Source organism: Amycolatopsis sp. NPDC049688 (genome assembly GCF_040674975.1).
Taxonomy (GTDB): Bacteria; Actinomycetota; Actinomycetes; order Mycobacteriales; family Pseudonocardiaceae; genus Amycolatopsis.
The window spans coordinates 598675-613966 of record NZ_JBFANY010000003.1; the positions used below are offsets into that span (position 1 = coordinate 598675).

Below are 15292 nucleotides of genomic sequence, written 5' to 3' on the forward strand. Positions count from 1 at the left end.
GATGACGAAAAGACAACCCGAACCCGAAGGCCCCAGCGAGCTGTCGAAGCGGTCGTGGGGCGCGGTGCTCAAACGGACGTTCAAGCAGTTCAACCGGGACAACCTCACCGACTGGGCCGCCGCACTCACCTACTACGGCGTCCTGTCGCTCTTCCCCGGCATCATCGTGCTCACGGCGATCCTGGGCCTGCTGGGCCCGGACAAGATCCAGACCGTGATCGACAACATCAACCAGGTCGTCCCCGGCCAGGGCAAGGACATCCTCGTCGGCGCGATCAAGGAACTGGCCGGCTCGCGCAGCCTCGCCGGCCCCCTCGCCATCCTCGGCCTGCTCGGCGCGCTCTGGACGGCGTCCGGCTACATCGGCGCGTTCATGCGGGCGTCGAACGCGATCTACGGCATGCCGGAAGGCCGGCCGATCTGGAAGGTCGTGCCGCTGCGGGTCGCCCTGACCGTCGGCATCGTCGTGCTGCTGGCGCTGTGCGCGGTCGGGGTCGTCGCCACGGGCTCGGTCGCGCGGCGGATCGGGGACCTGATCGGGCTCGGGTCGACCGGGATCCTGGTGTGGGAGATCGCGAAGTGGCCGGTGATCGCGGCGCTGGTGAGCGTGGCGTTCGCGCTGCTGTACTGGGTGGGGCCGAACGTCCGGCAGCCGGGGTTCCGGTGGCTGACGCCGGGCGGCCTGCTGGCGGTCGTGCTGTGGGTGCTCGCGTCGGCGGGGTTCGCGCTGTACGTCGCGAACTTCGGTTCCTACAACAAAACCTACGGTTCCCTGGCCGGGGTGATCGTGTTCCTTGTATGGTTGTGGATCTCCAACCTCGCGATCCTGCTGGGGGCCGAACTGGACGCGGAACTGGCCCGCGGCCGTTCGCTCGAAGCCGGCCACGAGGAGGACCAGGAGGAACCGTTCCTGCCGCCGCGGGACACGAAGGCGATGGACGCAGACGAGGCCGCGGCGGTGGCGAAGTCGGAACGGGAGTGAGCGGATGGCCTGCCGCATCACCGGCCTGGTGCTGGACTGCCGCGACCCGGACCGCCTGGCGGAGTTCTGGTGCGCGGTACTGGGGTACGAGGTCATCGGCCACGAGCCGGACGGCCTCGAGCTGGGTGTACCGGGATCCCGCCTGGGCGACGGCCCGCCGACGCTCGTCCTCGCCCAGAGCGAAGACCCCCGCCGGGGCAAGCTGCCGCTGCACATCGACGTGAACCCGGCGGGAAGCGACCAGGAAGCCGAGCTGGCCCGCTTGACGGCCCTCGGCGCCCGCCCGGCGGACGTCGGCCAGACCGGCGAGGAGTCGTGGGTGGTGCTGCAGGACCCCGAGGGCAACGAGTTCTGCCTGCTGCGCAAGGACATCGGCGCGGCTTGACCCGCGGATGGCGGCGGCCGGCGGGGCCGCGCTTCCGGTGACCCCGGCCGGCGGCAGCACCGCGATCCGCACCCCGCGACGCAGAACTCGAGCCGCCGCAGCGCGATCGCACGAGCGCGACCGCGGCACCGCGGGCGGCGCCGCCACCCCGAGTGGTGCGGCCACTCCGAGTGGCGCGAACAGCACGGGCACCGCGAGCGGCGCGGATGGCACAGCCGCCACGAACAGCGCGGAGCGCGCGCCACATATTCGTGAGCCGGGCCGCCGTTCAGCGAACCCGGCCGACCGCGGTAGCCCGCACGACCCCGCGAATCACCCGTAGATCGCCCGGTGAGCCGCCCGGATCACCGCCGCGTAACCACCGCCCAGCATGCCCGCTCTGGCCATCGCCGCGCGGGCCGCGTTCGCTCCCGGGCCGCCGTGGACCGCTCCGCCCGGGTGGGCCGAGGCTCCCGCCAAATACAACCTGTCCACCGGGGTGTCCGCGCGGCCCGTGCCCGGGACCGGGCGGAAGAACAGCTGCTGGTGGATCGCCGTCGTGCCCGCGTTGATCGCGCCGCCGACCAGACCCGGGTTGTGGTCGCCCAGTTCGGCCGGTCCCTGCGCGTAGCGGGCCTTGATCAGGCCGGTGAACCCCGGTGCGTTCGCCTCGACCGTCTCCTCGATCCGCTTCACCCGCCGATCCAGGGCCGCCCGGTTCTCCATCGTGCCGCGCGGGACGTGCGTGTACGCCCACGCCGCTTCCGTGCCCGCCGGCGAGCGCGAAGGATCACTCGTCGTCATCTGGCCCAGCAGCAGGAACGGGCGGCGTGGGGTCCGGCCGCGGGCCAGTTCGCCGCCGAACGCCGAGAGCCCGTCGAGGTCCGCTCCGAGGTGGATCGTGCCCGCGCCGCGGGCCGCCTCCGCCCGCCACGGGATCGGGCCCGACAGCGCCCAGTCCACCTTCACCGTCCCGCTGTCCCACTCGAACTTGCCGAGGTCGGCGACCAGCCGCGACGGCAGCCACTCCTCCCCCACCAGCTCGCGGTACAGCACCGGCGCGGGGACGTCGGCCAGCACGGCCTTGCGCGCCCGCACCGGCTCGCCGTCGGCGTCCCGCACCCCCAGCGCCCGCCCGTCCCCGACGAGCACCGAACGCACCGGGCGTCCACAGTGGATTCGACCGCCCCGGGACTCGAGGCGGCGGACCAGGGCCGCGACCAGCTCGCCCGCGCCGCCTTCGGGCACCGGGAAGCCCGCGTCCTGGCCGATCATCGCCAGCAGCCAGCCGAACACCGCGCTGCCCGCGTTGTCCACGGAAAGGTCGCTGTGCGCCGAATTCCCGGCCACGAGCAGCTTCGCGCCTTCGCCGGTGAACAGCTCGTCGCCGAAGCGGCGCGCGGGCAGCGTCAGCATGCGCGCCAGCCTCAGCGCGTCGCCGGTGCCGGTGCGGCGCAGCAGCTTCAGCGCCGGGCGGACGGGCGGGAACGGCGTGAACAACGCGTTCAGCAGCGGCTCGCGGATCTCCCGCCACTGGTCGAACAGCCGCCGCCACGCGTCGCCGTCGCCGGGGGCGAACTCGTCGGCCGACGCCGCCGTGCGGTCGATGTCGCGCGAAAGCACCGCGCACCGGTCGTCGGGCAGCACGTGCGCCAGCACCTCGGGCGCGTGCCGCCAGCGGAGGCCGTGCTCCTCCAGCCGCAGGCCCTTGATCACCGGCGACACCGCCGAGAGCGGGTAGAAGGCGCTGAACAGGTCGTTGCGGAAGCCCGGCTCGGTCACCTCGGCGGTCCGCACCGAGCCGCCGGCGTGGTCCGTCGCCTCCAGCACCAGCACCGACCAGCCCGCGTCGGCCAGCAGGTTCGCCGCCACCAGGCCGTTGTGGCCGGCGCCGATCACCACCGCGTCGACGGCTTCCGTACTCACTCCGGCCTCCCGGTTGGTCAGGCTTGCGACTGGTGACTCGGCCCGACCCGGGTGAGCGAGCGGAGCCGGCCCAGGACCCCGTCGCGGCGCGGCGGGGCCAGCGGCGCGCTCGCCGCCCCCGCGCCCGACCGGAGCCCGGCGACCAGGTCGGCGACCGCGGACGCGGCGTCATACCGAGGTTGCCAGCCCAGCGCGGTCTCCGCCAGCGTCGTGTCCCCGAGCGCCGCGCGGTCGGCGAGTTCGAGCCAGCCCGGATGGGCCGGCAGCGCGCCGCCCAGCCATGCCGCCCGGGCCGCGACCTGCGCCAGCGGCTTCGGCACCGGCAGCCGGCTTCCGCCGAGGACACCGGCCAGCGCGTCGGCGTCGAGCACCTCGGGCGCGGCCAGGTTGACCGGTCCGGTGAACCCCTGGTCGAGGATCAGCCGGATCGCGGTGGCGACGTCGGAGGTGTGCACCGCCTGGGCCCGCAGATCCGTCCACAGCGGAACCGGCAGCCGGCGGCCGCCGACGACACCGGCGGGCACCGCCGGGCCGAGCAGCCAGCGCGCGAACTGGCCGGCCGCGCGCCGGTGCAGGATCGCGCACGGCCGGATCCGGGCCACCCGGACCTCCGGGTGCTGTTCTTCGAACCGGTCGAGCAGGGTTTCCAGCGCGGCCTTGCCGCGGCTGTAGGCGCTGCCCGCGATGCCGTCGCACGGCCAGTCCTCGGTGACCTTCGCCCAGCGGGGCGCCGGCCCGTAGGCAGCCACGGAAGACGCGACGACCACGTGCGGTACCCCGGCGGCCGCCGCCGCGGCGAGCACGTGCCGGGTGCCGTGGTCGTTCGTGCGCCACATCGGCGGGTCGCCGCGCAGGGGCGAGATCGCCCACGCGAGGTGGACGACGGCGTCCGCACCGGCGAACAGCGCGGCCAGCTCCTCTTCCGCACCGGTGACGCCGATGTCGGCGGCGCGCCAGCCGGCCCGGCGGTACGGCTCGGCCGTCGTGTCGGGCAGCCGGCGCGCCAGGCCGACGACGTCGTGGACGGGGTCGAGGGCGGCCAGCAGCGCCGTCCCGACGTTGCCGGTGGCCCCGGTGATCACGATCCGCACCCGGAAGGCTTACCCCGTGTCGCGAAGGTGAAACTCAGACCAGGTCCCGCGGGATCCGTTCGTGCCAGTTCCGGGAAACGATCCGCCGGGCGCCCTCGTAGCCGTCGAGCTGCGCGTCGACGACGAACTCGGTCTCGGTGCAGGACACCCGCGTCCGGGTCTCGCTGCGCGCCTGCCACTCACCGCGGGCGAACGTCACGACCCATTCGGTTTCCGCGACCGGCGAGCAGAAGTCGTCGGCGACCCAGCTGTAGCGTTCCCGGACGTCCCGGGTGACCTCCAGGTCGAGGTCGTCGAACCGCCGGGTGCCCTCGTCCTTCACGATCTCCAGCGCCGACTCGTAGCCGACGAGGTCACGCGAAACGCGCCACCGCTGCTCTCCCGGCGTCACCCGAGTGACCGGGATCGGCGGCGTCCCTTCGGGTTCGCCGAACGGCCGCGACGGCAGCTCGTCCGGCTCGGCGACCGGGCGCACCGGCAGCTCCAGCCCGCTCTGTCCGGTGTGGACACTCAGCAGCACGGGCTTCGGCGGCGGCCAGGCCAGCGGCCAGTACGAGGTGGACACCGACAGCCGGATCCGGTGCCCGGCCGGGAAAGCCTGCGCGACGGCGTTCATCTCGACTTCGACGGCGCACCGCTCACCGGGGACCATCGGCGCCGGCTCGTCGTGCCCGTCGCGGTGGGTCAGGTTGAGCAGCCCGTAGGTGACGCGGGTGGCCCGCCCGTCCGGGGCGACGTCGGACAGGCGCACCGCGACCATCGCGACCGGCTGGTCGGCCGAGACCTCCAGCCGTACCTTCGGCGCACCGAGGATCTCGCAGCGCTCGGTGAGCACGTCGGTGTCGAACACGAGCGACCCGCCGTCCTCTTCGCGCTGGTCGTAGGGCAGGTCGGGCGGGGCGCTGTAGGACGCCCACTTCCCGGCGAACTGCCCGACCGACAACGGCGACGACAGCGTCAGAGCTTCGTCTTCGAAGGTCTCCCCCGGCCGCCCGAGGCGGTGCCGGGCCAGCGGCAGGACGGCCGGCTCGACGTGCGGCGACGGCCAGGTCGCCTCGCCCACCCACCGGCCGGGCCGGTCTTCGTAGGACGTCGACGGCGGCACGCTCTCCTGCATCCACGTGCTCAGCATCGGCCCGTCCATGGCGCCGTTCTCCTCGCCGCGCAGCCAGTGGTCCCACCAGCGGACGACTTCCTGCAGGTAGCCGATGGCCGGGCCGGGCTCCCCGAGGTGCGGGTACTTGTGCGACCACGGGCCGATCAGCCCGCGCCGCGGCACGTCGAGGTGGGCCAGCAGCCGGGTGACGGCGTTGGAGTAACCGTCCGCCCAGCCGCTCGAGGCGAGCACCGGGACCTGGATGTCGCTGTAGTTCTCCGAGACCGAGGCGTGCCGCCAGTAGTCGTCGCGACGCTGGTGGCCGAGCCAGTTGCCGATCCACAGGCTGCAGTTCTCCAGGCGCTCCCGCCACATCTCGCGCCACCGCTCACCGACGACGGCCGGGTCCGGCGGCAGCGTGGCGTAGGAGAACATCGTGCCGGACTCGGCGACGTTGTCCGAGAGCAGGCAACCGCCCATGTAGTGCATGTCGTCGGCGAACCGGTCGTCGGTGAACGACGAGATCACGATCGCACGCAGGCTCGGCGGCTTCCGCGCCGCGACCTGCAGCGCGGCGAACGCGCCCCAGGAGATCCCCATCATCCCGGTGTCGCCGGTGCACCACGGCTGCGCGGCGATCCACTCCAGGACGTCCTCGGCGTCGAGCTGCTCGCGTTCGAGGTACTCGTCTTCCAGGACCCCCTCGGACTCGCCGGTGCCGCGGATGTCCACGCGCACGCAGGCGTACCCGTGCCCGGCGAGGTAGGGGTGGTGGATGGAGTCGCGCGGCGCGGTCAGGTCCCGCTTGCGGTAGGGGATGTATTCCAGGATCGCCGGCACCGGCTCGGTGTCCGACGAGACCGGCCGCCAGATGCGGGCGGACAGCACGGTCCCGTCGGACACCGGGATCCGGACGTGGTCTTCCTCGGTGATTTCGTGCGGCAGCGAGGTGACGGCTCGCAAGAGTCAGTTCCCTCCCAGGGGTTACGGCTGCAGCAGGATCTTCTGGGCACCGTCCAGCTTCTTCTGGAAGATGTCGTACGCGCGCGGCGCGTCGTCCAGCGGCAGCTTGTGCGTGGCGAAGCCCTCGACGCCGAGGGGGTCGCCGTCGCCGATGAGCACCGGCATGATGTCGTCCAGCCAGTGCCGGACGTTGGCCTGGCCCATCCGCAGCTGCACCTGCTTGTCGAACAGCTCCATCATCGGCATCGGGTCGACCATCCCGCCGTAGACGCCGGACAGCGAGATCGTGCCGCCGCGGCGGACGCTGTCGATGGCGGCGTAGAGCACGCTCAGCCGGTCGATCCCGGCCTTCTCGGTGATCTTCTCGCCGAGCGGCTGCGGCAGCAGGCCGACGAGGGTGTGCGCCAGCTTGCCGACCGGGGCGCCGTGCGCCTCCATGCCGACCGCGTCGATCACCGAGTCCGCGCCGCGGCCGTGGGTCAGCTGGCGGATGGCCTCGCCGATTTCCTTGTGGTCACGCGTGTCCAGCGCGGTGGCGCCGTGTTCGCGGGCGCGGGCGAGGCGCTCGGGCACCAGGTCGACGCCGATGACCTGACCGGCTCCGCGGTGGCGCGCGATCCGGCAGGACATCTGCCCGATCGGGCCGAGGCCGAAGACGACGACGGTGCCGTCCTTCGGAACGTTCGCGTACTCGACGGCCTGCCAGGCGGTCGGGACGACGTCGGAGAGGTAGACGAACCGCTCGTCCGGCGGGCCGTCCGGGACCTTGATCGGGCCGTAGTGGGCCTGCGGCACGCGCAGGTACTCGGCCTGGCCGCCGGGGACCTGGCCGTAGAGCTTGGTGTAGCCCAGCAGGGCCGCGCCCTTGCCCTGCTCCCGGACCTGCGTCGTTTCGCACTGCGACTGCAGGCCGCGTTCGCACATCCAGCAGTGGCCGCAGGAGATGTTGAACGGGATCACGACGCGGTCGCCCGGCTTGATGTGCGTCACCTCCGGGCCGACCTCCTCGACCACGCCCATCGGCTCGTGGCCGAGGATGTCCCCCTCGGTCATGAACGCACCCAGCACCTCGTAAAGGTGCAGGTCCGAGCCGCAGATGCCGGTGGAGGTGACCCGGATGACCGCGTCGGTCGCCTCCTCGATCTTCGGATCCGGCACCTCGTCCACGCGGACGTCGCGTTTGCCGTGCCAGGTCACTGCCTTCATGGCTCTCCCTTTCCGCGGGCGTTGTCTCCGCCCCGGCTTCCCGCGGGCGGCGGCGGACAAACCCGCGGCGTCAGGTGAGCAGATCGGCCACCAGGTACACGGCCGCGGCCACCGTCGCCGCGGCCGGGAAGGTCAGCACCCAGCCGAGCACGATGTCCCGCGCGATCCCCCACCGCACCGCGGAAAGCCGCCGGGTCGCGCCGACACCCATGATCGCCGCGGTGATCACGTGCGTCGTCGAGATCGGGGCCTTCACCGCGAACGCCGTCACGTACAACACCGACGACGCCACGGACTCCGCGACGAAACCGTGCGGCGGGTCCAGCGGGAACACCCGGCGGCCGAGGGTCCGCATGATCCGCAGGCCACCCGAATAGGTGCCCAGCGACAAGGCCGCGGCGCACACCAGGGTCACCCACAGCGGTACCGCGAACGTCGACTGCTCGCCCGCGGCCACCAGGGCCAGCACGATCACGCCCATGCCCTTCTGGGCGTCCTGCAGCCCGTGGCCGAGCGCGAGCGCCGACGCCGAGAGGATCTGGAACCGGCGGAACACCCGGCCGCTGCGGTGCGGGTTCGCCCGGCGCAGCAGCCACAACGCGCCGACCATCGCCAGGTAGCCCAGCACCAGCCCGAGCAGCGGCGACGCCACCATCGGGATCAGCACCTTCTCCGCGATGCCGGCCCAGTGCACGGTGCTCGCGGCGGCCAGCGCCGCGCCGACCATGCCGCCGATCAGCGAGTGCGAGGACGACGACGGGAGCCCGAAGTACCAGGTGATCAGGTTCCAGGTGATCGCCCCGAGCAGGGCCGCGAAGACCACGGTGAGCGCGTCCGGGCCGGCCGGGACGTCGATGATCCCCTTGGCCACCGTCGCCGCGATCCCGGTGGACAGCAGCGCACCGGCCAGGTTCATCACCGCCGCCAGCACCAGGGCGGCCCGCAGCGTCAGCGCCCGGGTCGACACCGCGCTGGCGATGGCGTTGGCCGCGTCGTGGAACCCGTTGGTGTAGTCGAAGACGAGCGTCAGCACGATCACGGTGACCAGGGCGGCGGTCCCCGTCACTCAGGACTCCTTGACCGCGATGGTCTGCACCACGTCGGCCACGTGCTCGAACGCGTCGGCGGCCAGCTCGAACTGCTCGACGACCTCCTTGGTCTTGAGCACCTCGAGGGCGTCGCCGCCCGGCTCGAACAGGTGGGCCAGTATCCGCCGGTAGACGCGGTCGGCCTCGTTCTCCAGCTCGTTGATCTCGATCCAGAACGGCTCGAGCTCCCCCACCTTGGCCAGGCCGGGCATCGCGGAGGCGGTCAGTTCGGCGGACCGGCAGAGCACCCGGACCAGGATGTCCGTCCCGGGCGGGAACGCGCCGATGCGGTACAGCACGGCCAGGTCCGCCGCGGTGTCCATGAAGTCCAGCACGTCGTCGATCTTGGCGGCGAGGGCCTGGATGTCCTCGCGGTCGAACGGCGTCACGAAGGAGCTGTTGAGCTCGACCATGATCGTGTGGATCAGCTCGTCGCCCTGGTGCTCGACCTCGTGCAGGCGCTTGGCGATCGGTTCCCGTTCGGCCGGGTCGGCGGCCACGAGGTCTCTCAGCAGCGCGGTCGCGGTGACGAGGTTCTTCGCCGCGTCGGCGAGCAGGTCGAAGAACCGGGTGCCCCGTGGGGTGAACCGCATGGATGTCCCTTCGTCGGCGCACGGGCGTCGGGAGCCGGGTACCCCCTCCGGCCGCACGTTTAACGCGCGATCTCCGGGAAACCAGGAAACATGACCGATCCCGGATCCCGGCGCCTGAGAGTACTGCTCTGGCACGTGCACGGCTCGTGGACCGACGCCTTCGTCCGCGGCCGCCACGACTACTTCCTGCCGGTGTCACCCGACGGCGGGCCCTGGGGCCTCGGCAAGGCCGGGCGCGACTGGCCGTCGGTGACCGAGGTACCGCTCGACCGCCTCGCCGAAGCCGAGCCCGACGTCGTCGTCCTGCAGCGCCCCGAGGAACTCGACCTCGCCGCGCGGCTGGGCGTGCCGTCCGTCTACGTGGAACACAACGCGCCCCGGCCGTACGCCGCGTCGAGCGAGCACCCGCTCGCCGGCCGCTCGGACATCACCGTCGCGCACGTGACCCACTTCAACCAGGCCATGTGGGACTGCGGCCGCGCGCCCACGACCGTGGTGCCGCACGGCATCCCCGATCCGGGGCCGCGGTACACCGGTGAGCTCGCGGCCGGCGTGTCGATGATCAACGAGCCGGTGCGGCGGCAGCGCGTCACCGGCGCCGACCTGCTCGGCACGCTCGCCGAAGCCGCCCCGGTCGACGTGTTCGGCATGGGGACCGAGGAACTCGGCGCGCCGCTGCGCGGGCTGGGCGACGTCCCGGCGCCGAAGCTGCACGACGAGATCGCCCGGCGCCGCGTCTACCTGCACACCGCCCGGTGGACGTCGCTGGGACTGTCCCTTTTGGAGGCCATGCACCTGGCGATGCCGGTCGTCGTCTTCGCCGCCACCGAGGCGGTCGACGCGGTGCCGGACGACGCGGGCGTGCTCTCCACCGACGTCTCCGTGCTGGCGCGCGGCTTCCGCGAGCTGCTGCACGAGCCCGACTTCGCCGTGCTCGCCGGCAAGAACGCCCGCGAGCACGCTCTGAAGCACTACGGCCTCGACGCCTTCTTGACCGCTTGGGACCACCTCCTCGCCGAGACGGCCCGTTGAACTGGGAAGGGAACGCCTCACCGATGAAGATCGCGATGGTGTCCGAGCACGCCAACCCCCTCGCCGCCCTCGGCGAAGCCGACGCCGGCGGCCAGAACGTGCACGTGGCCGAGCTCTCGGCCGCCCTGGCGCGCGCCGGCCACGAGGTCACTGTCTACACGCGCCGGGAGAGCCGCGACGAGCCGCCCGAGGTCCGGACGCCGCAGGGGTTCCGCGTCGTGCACGTCCCCGCCGGACCGCCGCGCAAGGAGCCGAAGGACCACCTCCTGCCCTACATGGGCGAGTTCGGCAGCTTCCTGCGGGACCAATGGGCGCTCGACCGCCCCGACGTGGCGCACGCGCACTTCTGGATGTCGGGCCTGGCGACGTCGCTCGCCGCGAGCGCGACCGGCACCCCGGTGGCCCAGACCTTCCACGCCCTCGGCGTGGTCAAGAAGCGCTACCAGGGTGACCAGGACACCAGTCCGGCCGACCGGATCCGGCTGGAGCGGATCATCGGCCGCCAGGCCGGGCGCGTGATCGCGACCTGCTCCGACGAGGTCTTCGAGCTGTCCCGCCTCGGCGTGCCGCGATCCCGGATCTCGATCGTCCCCTGTGGCGTCGACCTCGGCCGGTTCTCCCCCGACGGGCCGGTCGCCCGCCGCCGGCTGGCCCACCGGCTGGTCGCCGTCGGCCGGCTGGTGCCGCGCAAGGGGTTCGACATCGCGATCACCGCGCTCGCCCAGCTGCCGGACACCGAGCTCGTCATCGCCGGCGGCCCCGAACGCGGCAAGCTGTCCCAGGACCCGGAGGCCCAGCGGCTGCGGCAGCTCGCGGACCGGCTCGGCGTCGGCGACCGCGTCCGCTGGCCCGGCCAGGTTTCGCGGGAGGACATGCCGGCACTGCTGCGCTCGGCCGACGCCGTGGTGTGCACGCCGTGGTACGAGCCGTTCGGGATCGTGCCCCTGGAGGCGATGGCCTGCGGCGTCCCGGTGGTCGCGGCCGCGGTCGGCGGCCTGACCGACACCGTCGTCGACGGCGTCACCGGGCTGCTGGTCCGCCCGCACCAGCCGAAGGAACTCGCGTCCCGGGTGCGCCGGCTGATCGACGACCCGGCGTTGTGCCACGCCTACGGCACCGCGGGCCACGACCGCGCGGTCGCCCGCTACTCGTGGGACCGCGTCGCCGCGGACACACTGCGCGCGTACCACAAGCTGGTCCCCCAGACCGCCGCCACCGCCGAAGCCCGCTGATCGCCTCGTGAGTGAGAAACAGTGTTAGAACACTGTTTCTCACTCACGAGCGCGTCAGCCGACGTAACGGCGGGCCTTCGACTCCCGTTGGGGGGCTTCCAGGAGGCGGAGGCCGTGCTCGACGTGGGGCGGGACCACGCGGCGGCCGCGCAGCACCCACGGGAGGCCGCGGGCCACGTCCAGCAGGGCCGCCGCCGTGGCGGCGTCGCGGGGAGCCGTGCGCAGGACGTCGCGGCCGCGGCGGAGGACCGCCGGCCAGGGGCGGCGCAGCAGGAGCGTCCACAACGTGTTGCGGATACCGAGACGACGGCGGTGGCGCGGGTCGCGCAGCTTCGAGGGCGCGTGGTGGATCACCATGTCCTCCACCCAGCACATCCACCAGCCGCGGGCGGCCAGGTCGAGGGCGAACAGCTCCTCTTCCCCGCCGAGCCACATCCGGGTCGAGAAGCCGCCGACCTCGCGGAACGCGCTGACCCGGACCGCCGTCAGGCCCGCCATGATGCCGAGCAGCGCCGGCCCCGGCAGCCAGTCCGGCCCGGGCACCGGCGAATCGCGCAGCTCCGGGGTGATCGGGTCCTCGGCCAGGCCGGGCTCGACCAGGCAGCGGCCGGTCACCGAGCCGAGCGCGGGGAACTCGTCGAGGAGGTCGGCAGCGCGGGTGAGCGCGCCCGGCTGCCACGTGGTGTCGTCGTCGCAGAAGGCGACGTACGGTGTCGTCACCTCCTCGACGGCGACGTTGCGGGCCACCGCGCCGAGGTTCTCCGCCAGGCGGAACAGGCGGACCCCGGGGAACTCGCGGGCGACCATGTCGGCCGTGCCGTCCGCGGACCCGTTGTCCGCGACGAAGATCGGCGGGTCTTCCGGTAAGGAAGTCATGTGCGCCAGGGTCTCCCGCAGCTGCTCGCGGCGGTTGCAGGTGATGATCACGACCGAGATTCGCGCCATTCGGCGGTCCTTTCCAAAGTCCGGGCCTGGTGTTCGACGTGGGCGGGCAGGACACGCCGCGAGCTGAGCGCGCGCGGCAGCCGCGGCACCGCCCCGAGGACCGCGCCGGGGGCGCGCACCAGCGTCCGGGCCACCTCCCGCCGGCAAACGCGCGGCGGCCGGCGCAGCACGGCGATCAGCAGCCGGTTGCGCAGCTCCGCCCGGCGGCGCCACGACGACGGCGGCCGCGACCGGGACGGGTGATGGTGGGCCCGCAGGCGCTCGACGTAGCAGACCTCCCAGCCGCGCGCGGCCAGGTCGTAGGCCAGCAGCTGCTCTTCCGCACCGAAGTGGAGCAGCGGGCTGAAGCCGCCCACCTGCAGGTACGCCGTGCGCCGCACGATCGCGGAGCAGGCGAGGAAGCCGAGCACCAGCGGCCCGGGCGCGCCGTCGGGGTGGCCGAGCGGGCTGCGCTGCATTTCGGGCGTCACCGGGTCGTCGCGGCACTCCGGGCCGACGAGGGTGCGCGCGGCGAGCAGGCCGGTCCGCGGGTGCTCGTCGAAGATGCGTTCCGCCTCGGCCAGGGCGTCCGGCGCCCACCAGGAGTCGTCGTCGCTGAAGGCGACGTACGGGGTTTCGGCCACGACGACGCCGAGGGTGCGGGCGGCGGCACCGAGGTTGTGCGGCAGGCGGATGACCCGCACGTTCGCGTGCCGGCCCGCGACCGCGGCGGTATCGTCCTCGGAGGCGTTGTCCAGCACCACGACCGGGGGCTGCGGGTCCAGGGAGGACAGTTGACGGAGGGTGCGCGCCAGCTCGGCGGCGCGGTTGCGGGTGGCGATGACGACGGTCGTGCGCGCGGTCACCGGGTCCCCGCCAGCTCGTCGACCAGCGCGGACAGGCGCGGGACCGGCGGACCGGCCGCGGCGTCCGGGGACAGGCACCACTTCAGCCGCGCGTCCAGCACCCCGGTGTCCGCCGCGTCCTCGGCCGCGACGACCGGCCAGCCCAGTGCCGTGCCCTGCGCGGTCACCTTCCCGCCGCCGGCCACCGGGTCGACCGCCACCACCGGGACGCCGGCCTTGAGCCCGAGCACCAGCCCGTGCAGCCGGGTGGTCACCACGGCGTCCATTTTGGACAGAGCGGAGACGAACTGGTCCGGGGTGGCGCACCGCTGCCAGTCTTCGTGCGCCAGCCGGGTGTCCAGGGGCACGCGGGCGCAGTCGAGGCCGGCGAGCCAGCCGGTCAGACCCGCGTGGACCTCGTCGTGGCGGCCCGCGCCGCCGTATTCCGGCTGGTGCGGCGCCAGGACGACACCGAGCACCGGCGTCGCCGACACCGCGCCGGCCAGCGACAGGTCCGGTTCCGAGGTGCCGTGGTCGTCGCGCGCCAGCACGCGGTGGAACCCGGTGACGGCCGGATCGCCCGCGTCCGGCACGGACACGCCGACGGCGATCCGGCGGCAGGCCGCGTACCGCTCGTGCAGCCACCGCACCTGCGGCCCGTGCAGCGGGCCGCAGGCGAACACCACGTGCGTGTAGTCCCCGGCCGGGGCGTCCGGCAGGTGCAGCGTGCCGGGGCGGAACCCGGGGCTCCACGCGACGTCGTGGTCGATCTTCGCGTCCGCCAGCACGGCCGCGACCGCGCTCAGGCTCAAGACGTCACCTGCTGTCGCTTCGCCGTGCAGAAAGCTGGCCCAACCCGTGAGCAGAACTCGCATGCCGGTCGCGTACCCGCTCGCCACCCCCTTACACGGGTTTGCGCCCACCGGGGCCGGGTAGCCGCCACGGCATGACGGATCCGGGAATGACCAGGCGGTTCGAGCGTGCGGTGGTGACCGGGGGTGCCGGCTTCGTCGGCGCGCACCTGTGCGAGCTGCTGCTCGAAGAGGACATCGAGGTGATCGCCGTGGACAACCTCGCGACGTCCTCGGCGGAGACCCTGGAACACCTGCGCCGCCACGACCGGTTCCGGTTCGTGCGCCACGACGTCACCCAGCCGATGCCGCTGAACTGCCGGGCCGACGTCGTGTTCCACCTGGCATCGGCCGCTTCGCCCCGCGATTACCTGGCCCTGCCGCTCGAAACCCTGCGCGCCGGCTCGTACGGCACCGAGAACGCGCTCGACCTGGCCCGCCGCGACGGCGCCCGGTTCGTGCTCGCTTCGACCAGCGAGGTCTACGGCGACCCGCTGGAACACCCGCAGCGCGAAGGGTACTGGGGCAACGTCAACCCGATCGGGCCGCGCAGCGTCTACGACGAAGCCAAGCGCTACGCCGAGGCGCTGACGTCGGCCTACCGCCGCGAATACGGCGTGAACACGGGCATCGCGCGCATCTTCAACACCTACGGACCCGGCATGCGGGCCCACGACGGCCGGATGATCCCGGCGTTCCTCGACCAGGCGCTGGGCGGCGAACCCCTCACGGTCACCGGCACCGGAGAGCAGACGCGGTCCATCTGCTACGTCGAGGACACCGTCCGCGGCCTGCTGGCCCTGGCCCGGTCCGGTCACCCGGGGCCGGTGAACATCGGCAATCCGCACGAGCTGACCGTCCGCCAGGTGGCGGAACGGATCAAGGACATCACCGGGTCGGACTCGCCGATCGAATACGTCGACGCCGTCGTCGACGACCCGCAGCGCCGCTGCCCCGACATCACCCTCGCCCGCGACGTCCTCGGCTGGGAACCGAAGATCGACGCCGACGACGGTCTCCGTCGCACTGCGGCGTGGTTCCGCCGCGCGCCGTCGCGCTGAGTAGCGACGCCCAGGGCTTTTGCGCGCGATCGTTTATC

General features: G+C 73.0%; 14 protein-coding genes. 5 read left to right on the forward strand and 9 right to left on the reverse strand.

Annotated features, from left to right (window positions below; translation table 11 throughout):
• Position 1 precedes the first annotated feature (1 nt).
• Together AB0J55_RS13780 and AB0J55_RS13785 are read left to right on the forward strand one after the other, a co-directional pair.
• A complete protein-coding gene (locus AB0J55_RS13780; protein WP_364247444.1) occupies positions 2–982 on the forward strand; it encodes a YihY/virulence factor BrkB family protein in 981 nt (326 codons plus the stop codon).
• A 4-nt stretch (positions 983–986) separates the two neighbouring features.
• Positions 987–1367 carry a VOC family protein gene (locus AB0J55_RS13785; RefSeq protein ID WP_364247447.1) on the forward strand — a complete coding sequence of 127 codons (381 nt, stop codon included), beginning with the start codon at positions 987–989 and terminating at the stop codon, positions 1365–1367.
• 312 nt (positions 1368–1679) lie between these two features.
• Here AB0J55_RS13785 and AB0J55_RS13790 read toward each other — a convergent pair whose 3' ends face one another.
• The 6 genes from AB0J55_RS13790 to AB0J55_RS13815 form a co-directional block, all read right to left on the reverse strand.
• Positions 1680–3272, reverse strand: a complete 1593-nt coding sequence (locus tag AB0J55_RS13790; RefSeq protein ID WP_364247450.1) for an NAD(P)/FAD-dependent oxidoreductase — start codon at positions 3270–3272, stop codon at positions 1680–1682.
• Between the two features lie 17 nt (positions 3273–3289).
• Entirely contained in the window at positions 3290–4363 is a 1074-nt protein-coding gene (locus AB0J55_RS13795) for an NAD-dependent epimerase/dehydratase family protein (protein ID WP_364247453.1), read from the reverse strand.
• A gap of 34 nt (positions 4364–4397) precedes the next feature.
• A complete protein-coding gene (locus AB0J55_RS13800; protein WP_364247456.1) occupies positions 4398–6422 on the reverse strand; it encodes a CocE/NonD family hydrolase in 2025 nt (674 codons plus the stop codon).
• 21 nt (positions 6423–6443) lie between these two features.
• Positions 6444–7628: a zinc-dependent alcohol dehydrogenase gene (locus AB0J55_RS13805; RefSeq protein ID WP_364247459.1), complete on the reverse strand. Its 1185-nt coding sequence runs from the start codon at positions 7626–7628 to the stop codon at positions 6444–6446.
• Positions 7629–7698: 70 nt separating this feature from the next.
• On the reverse strand, positions 7699–8694 hold the full coding sequence (locus AB0J55_RS13810; protein ID WP_364247462.1) for an inorganic phosphate transporter: 996 nt from the start codon (positions 8692–8694) through the stop codon (positions 7699–7701).
• The gene (locus tag AB0J55_RS13815) at positions 8695–9309 is read right to left on the reverse strand and encodes a DUF47 family protein (protein WP_364247465.1); all 615 of its coding nucleotides are present in this window, start codon (positions 9307–9309) and stop codon (positions 8695–8697) included.
• A 90-nt stretch (positions 9310–9399) separates the two neighbouring features.
• Here AB0J55_RS13815 and AB0J55_RS13820 point away from each other — a divergent pair, with 90 nt between their 5' ends.
• Complete coding sequence (locus AB0J55_RS13820; protein ID WP_364247467.1) at positions 9400–10341, forward strand: glycosyltransferase; 942 nt, start codon at positions 9400–9402, stop codon at positions 10339–10341.
• 23 nt (positions 10342–10364) lie between these two features.
• On the forward strand, positions 10365–11573 hold the full coding sequence (locus AB0J55_RS13825; protein WP_364247470.1) for a glycosyltransferase family 1 protein: 1209 nt from the start codon (positions 10365–10367) through the stop codon (positions 11571–11573).
• A 54-nt stretch (positions 11574–11627) separates the two neighbouring features.
• Here the strand turns inward: AB0J55_RS13825 and AB0J55_RS13830 are convergent, their stop codons facing one another.
• The 3 genes from AB0J55_RS13830 to AB0J55_RS13840 are packed head-to-tail and all read right to left on the reverse strand — an operon-like array spanning position 11628 to position 14217.
• Positions 11628–12518, reverse strand: coding sequence for a glycosyltransferase (locus AB0J55_RS13830; RefSeq protein ID WP_364247472.1), 891 nt, complete (start codon positions 12516–12518; stop codon positions 11628–11630).
• Entirely contained in the window at positions 12497–13363 is an 867-nt protein-coding gene (locus AB0J55_RS13835) for a glycosyltransferase (protein ID WP_364247474.1), read from the reverse strand. Before AB0J55_RS13835 ends, AB0J55_RS13830 begins: the two co-directional genes overlap by 22 nt.
• Entirely contained in the window at positions 13360–14217 is an 858-nt protein-coding gene (locus tag AB0J55_RS13840; protein WP_364247476.1) for a polysaccharide pyruvyl transferase family protein, read from the reverse strand. The genes AB0J55_RS13835 and AB0J55_RS13840 overlap by 4 nt, the downstream gene beginning before the upstream one ends.
• Before the next feature lie 86 nt (positions 14218–14303).
• Between AB0J55_RS13840 and AB0J55_RS13845 the strand changes: the two genes are divergently transcribed.
• On the forward strand, positions 14304–15254 hold the full coding sequence (locus AB0J55_RS13845; RefSeq protein WP_364247479.1) for a UDP-glucuronic acid decarboxylase family protein: 951 nt from the start codon (positions 14304–14306) through the stop codon (positions 15252–15254).
• The last annotated feature ends 38 nt before the right edge of the window (positions 15255–15292 follow it).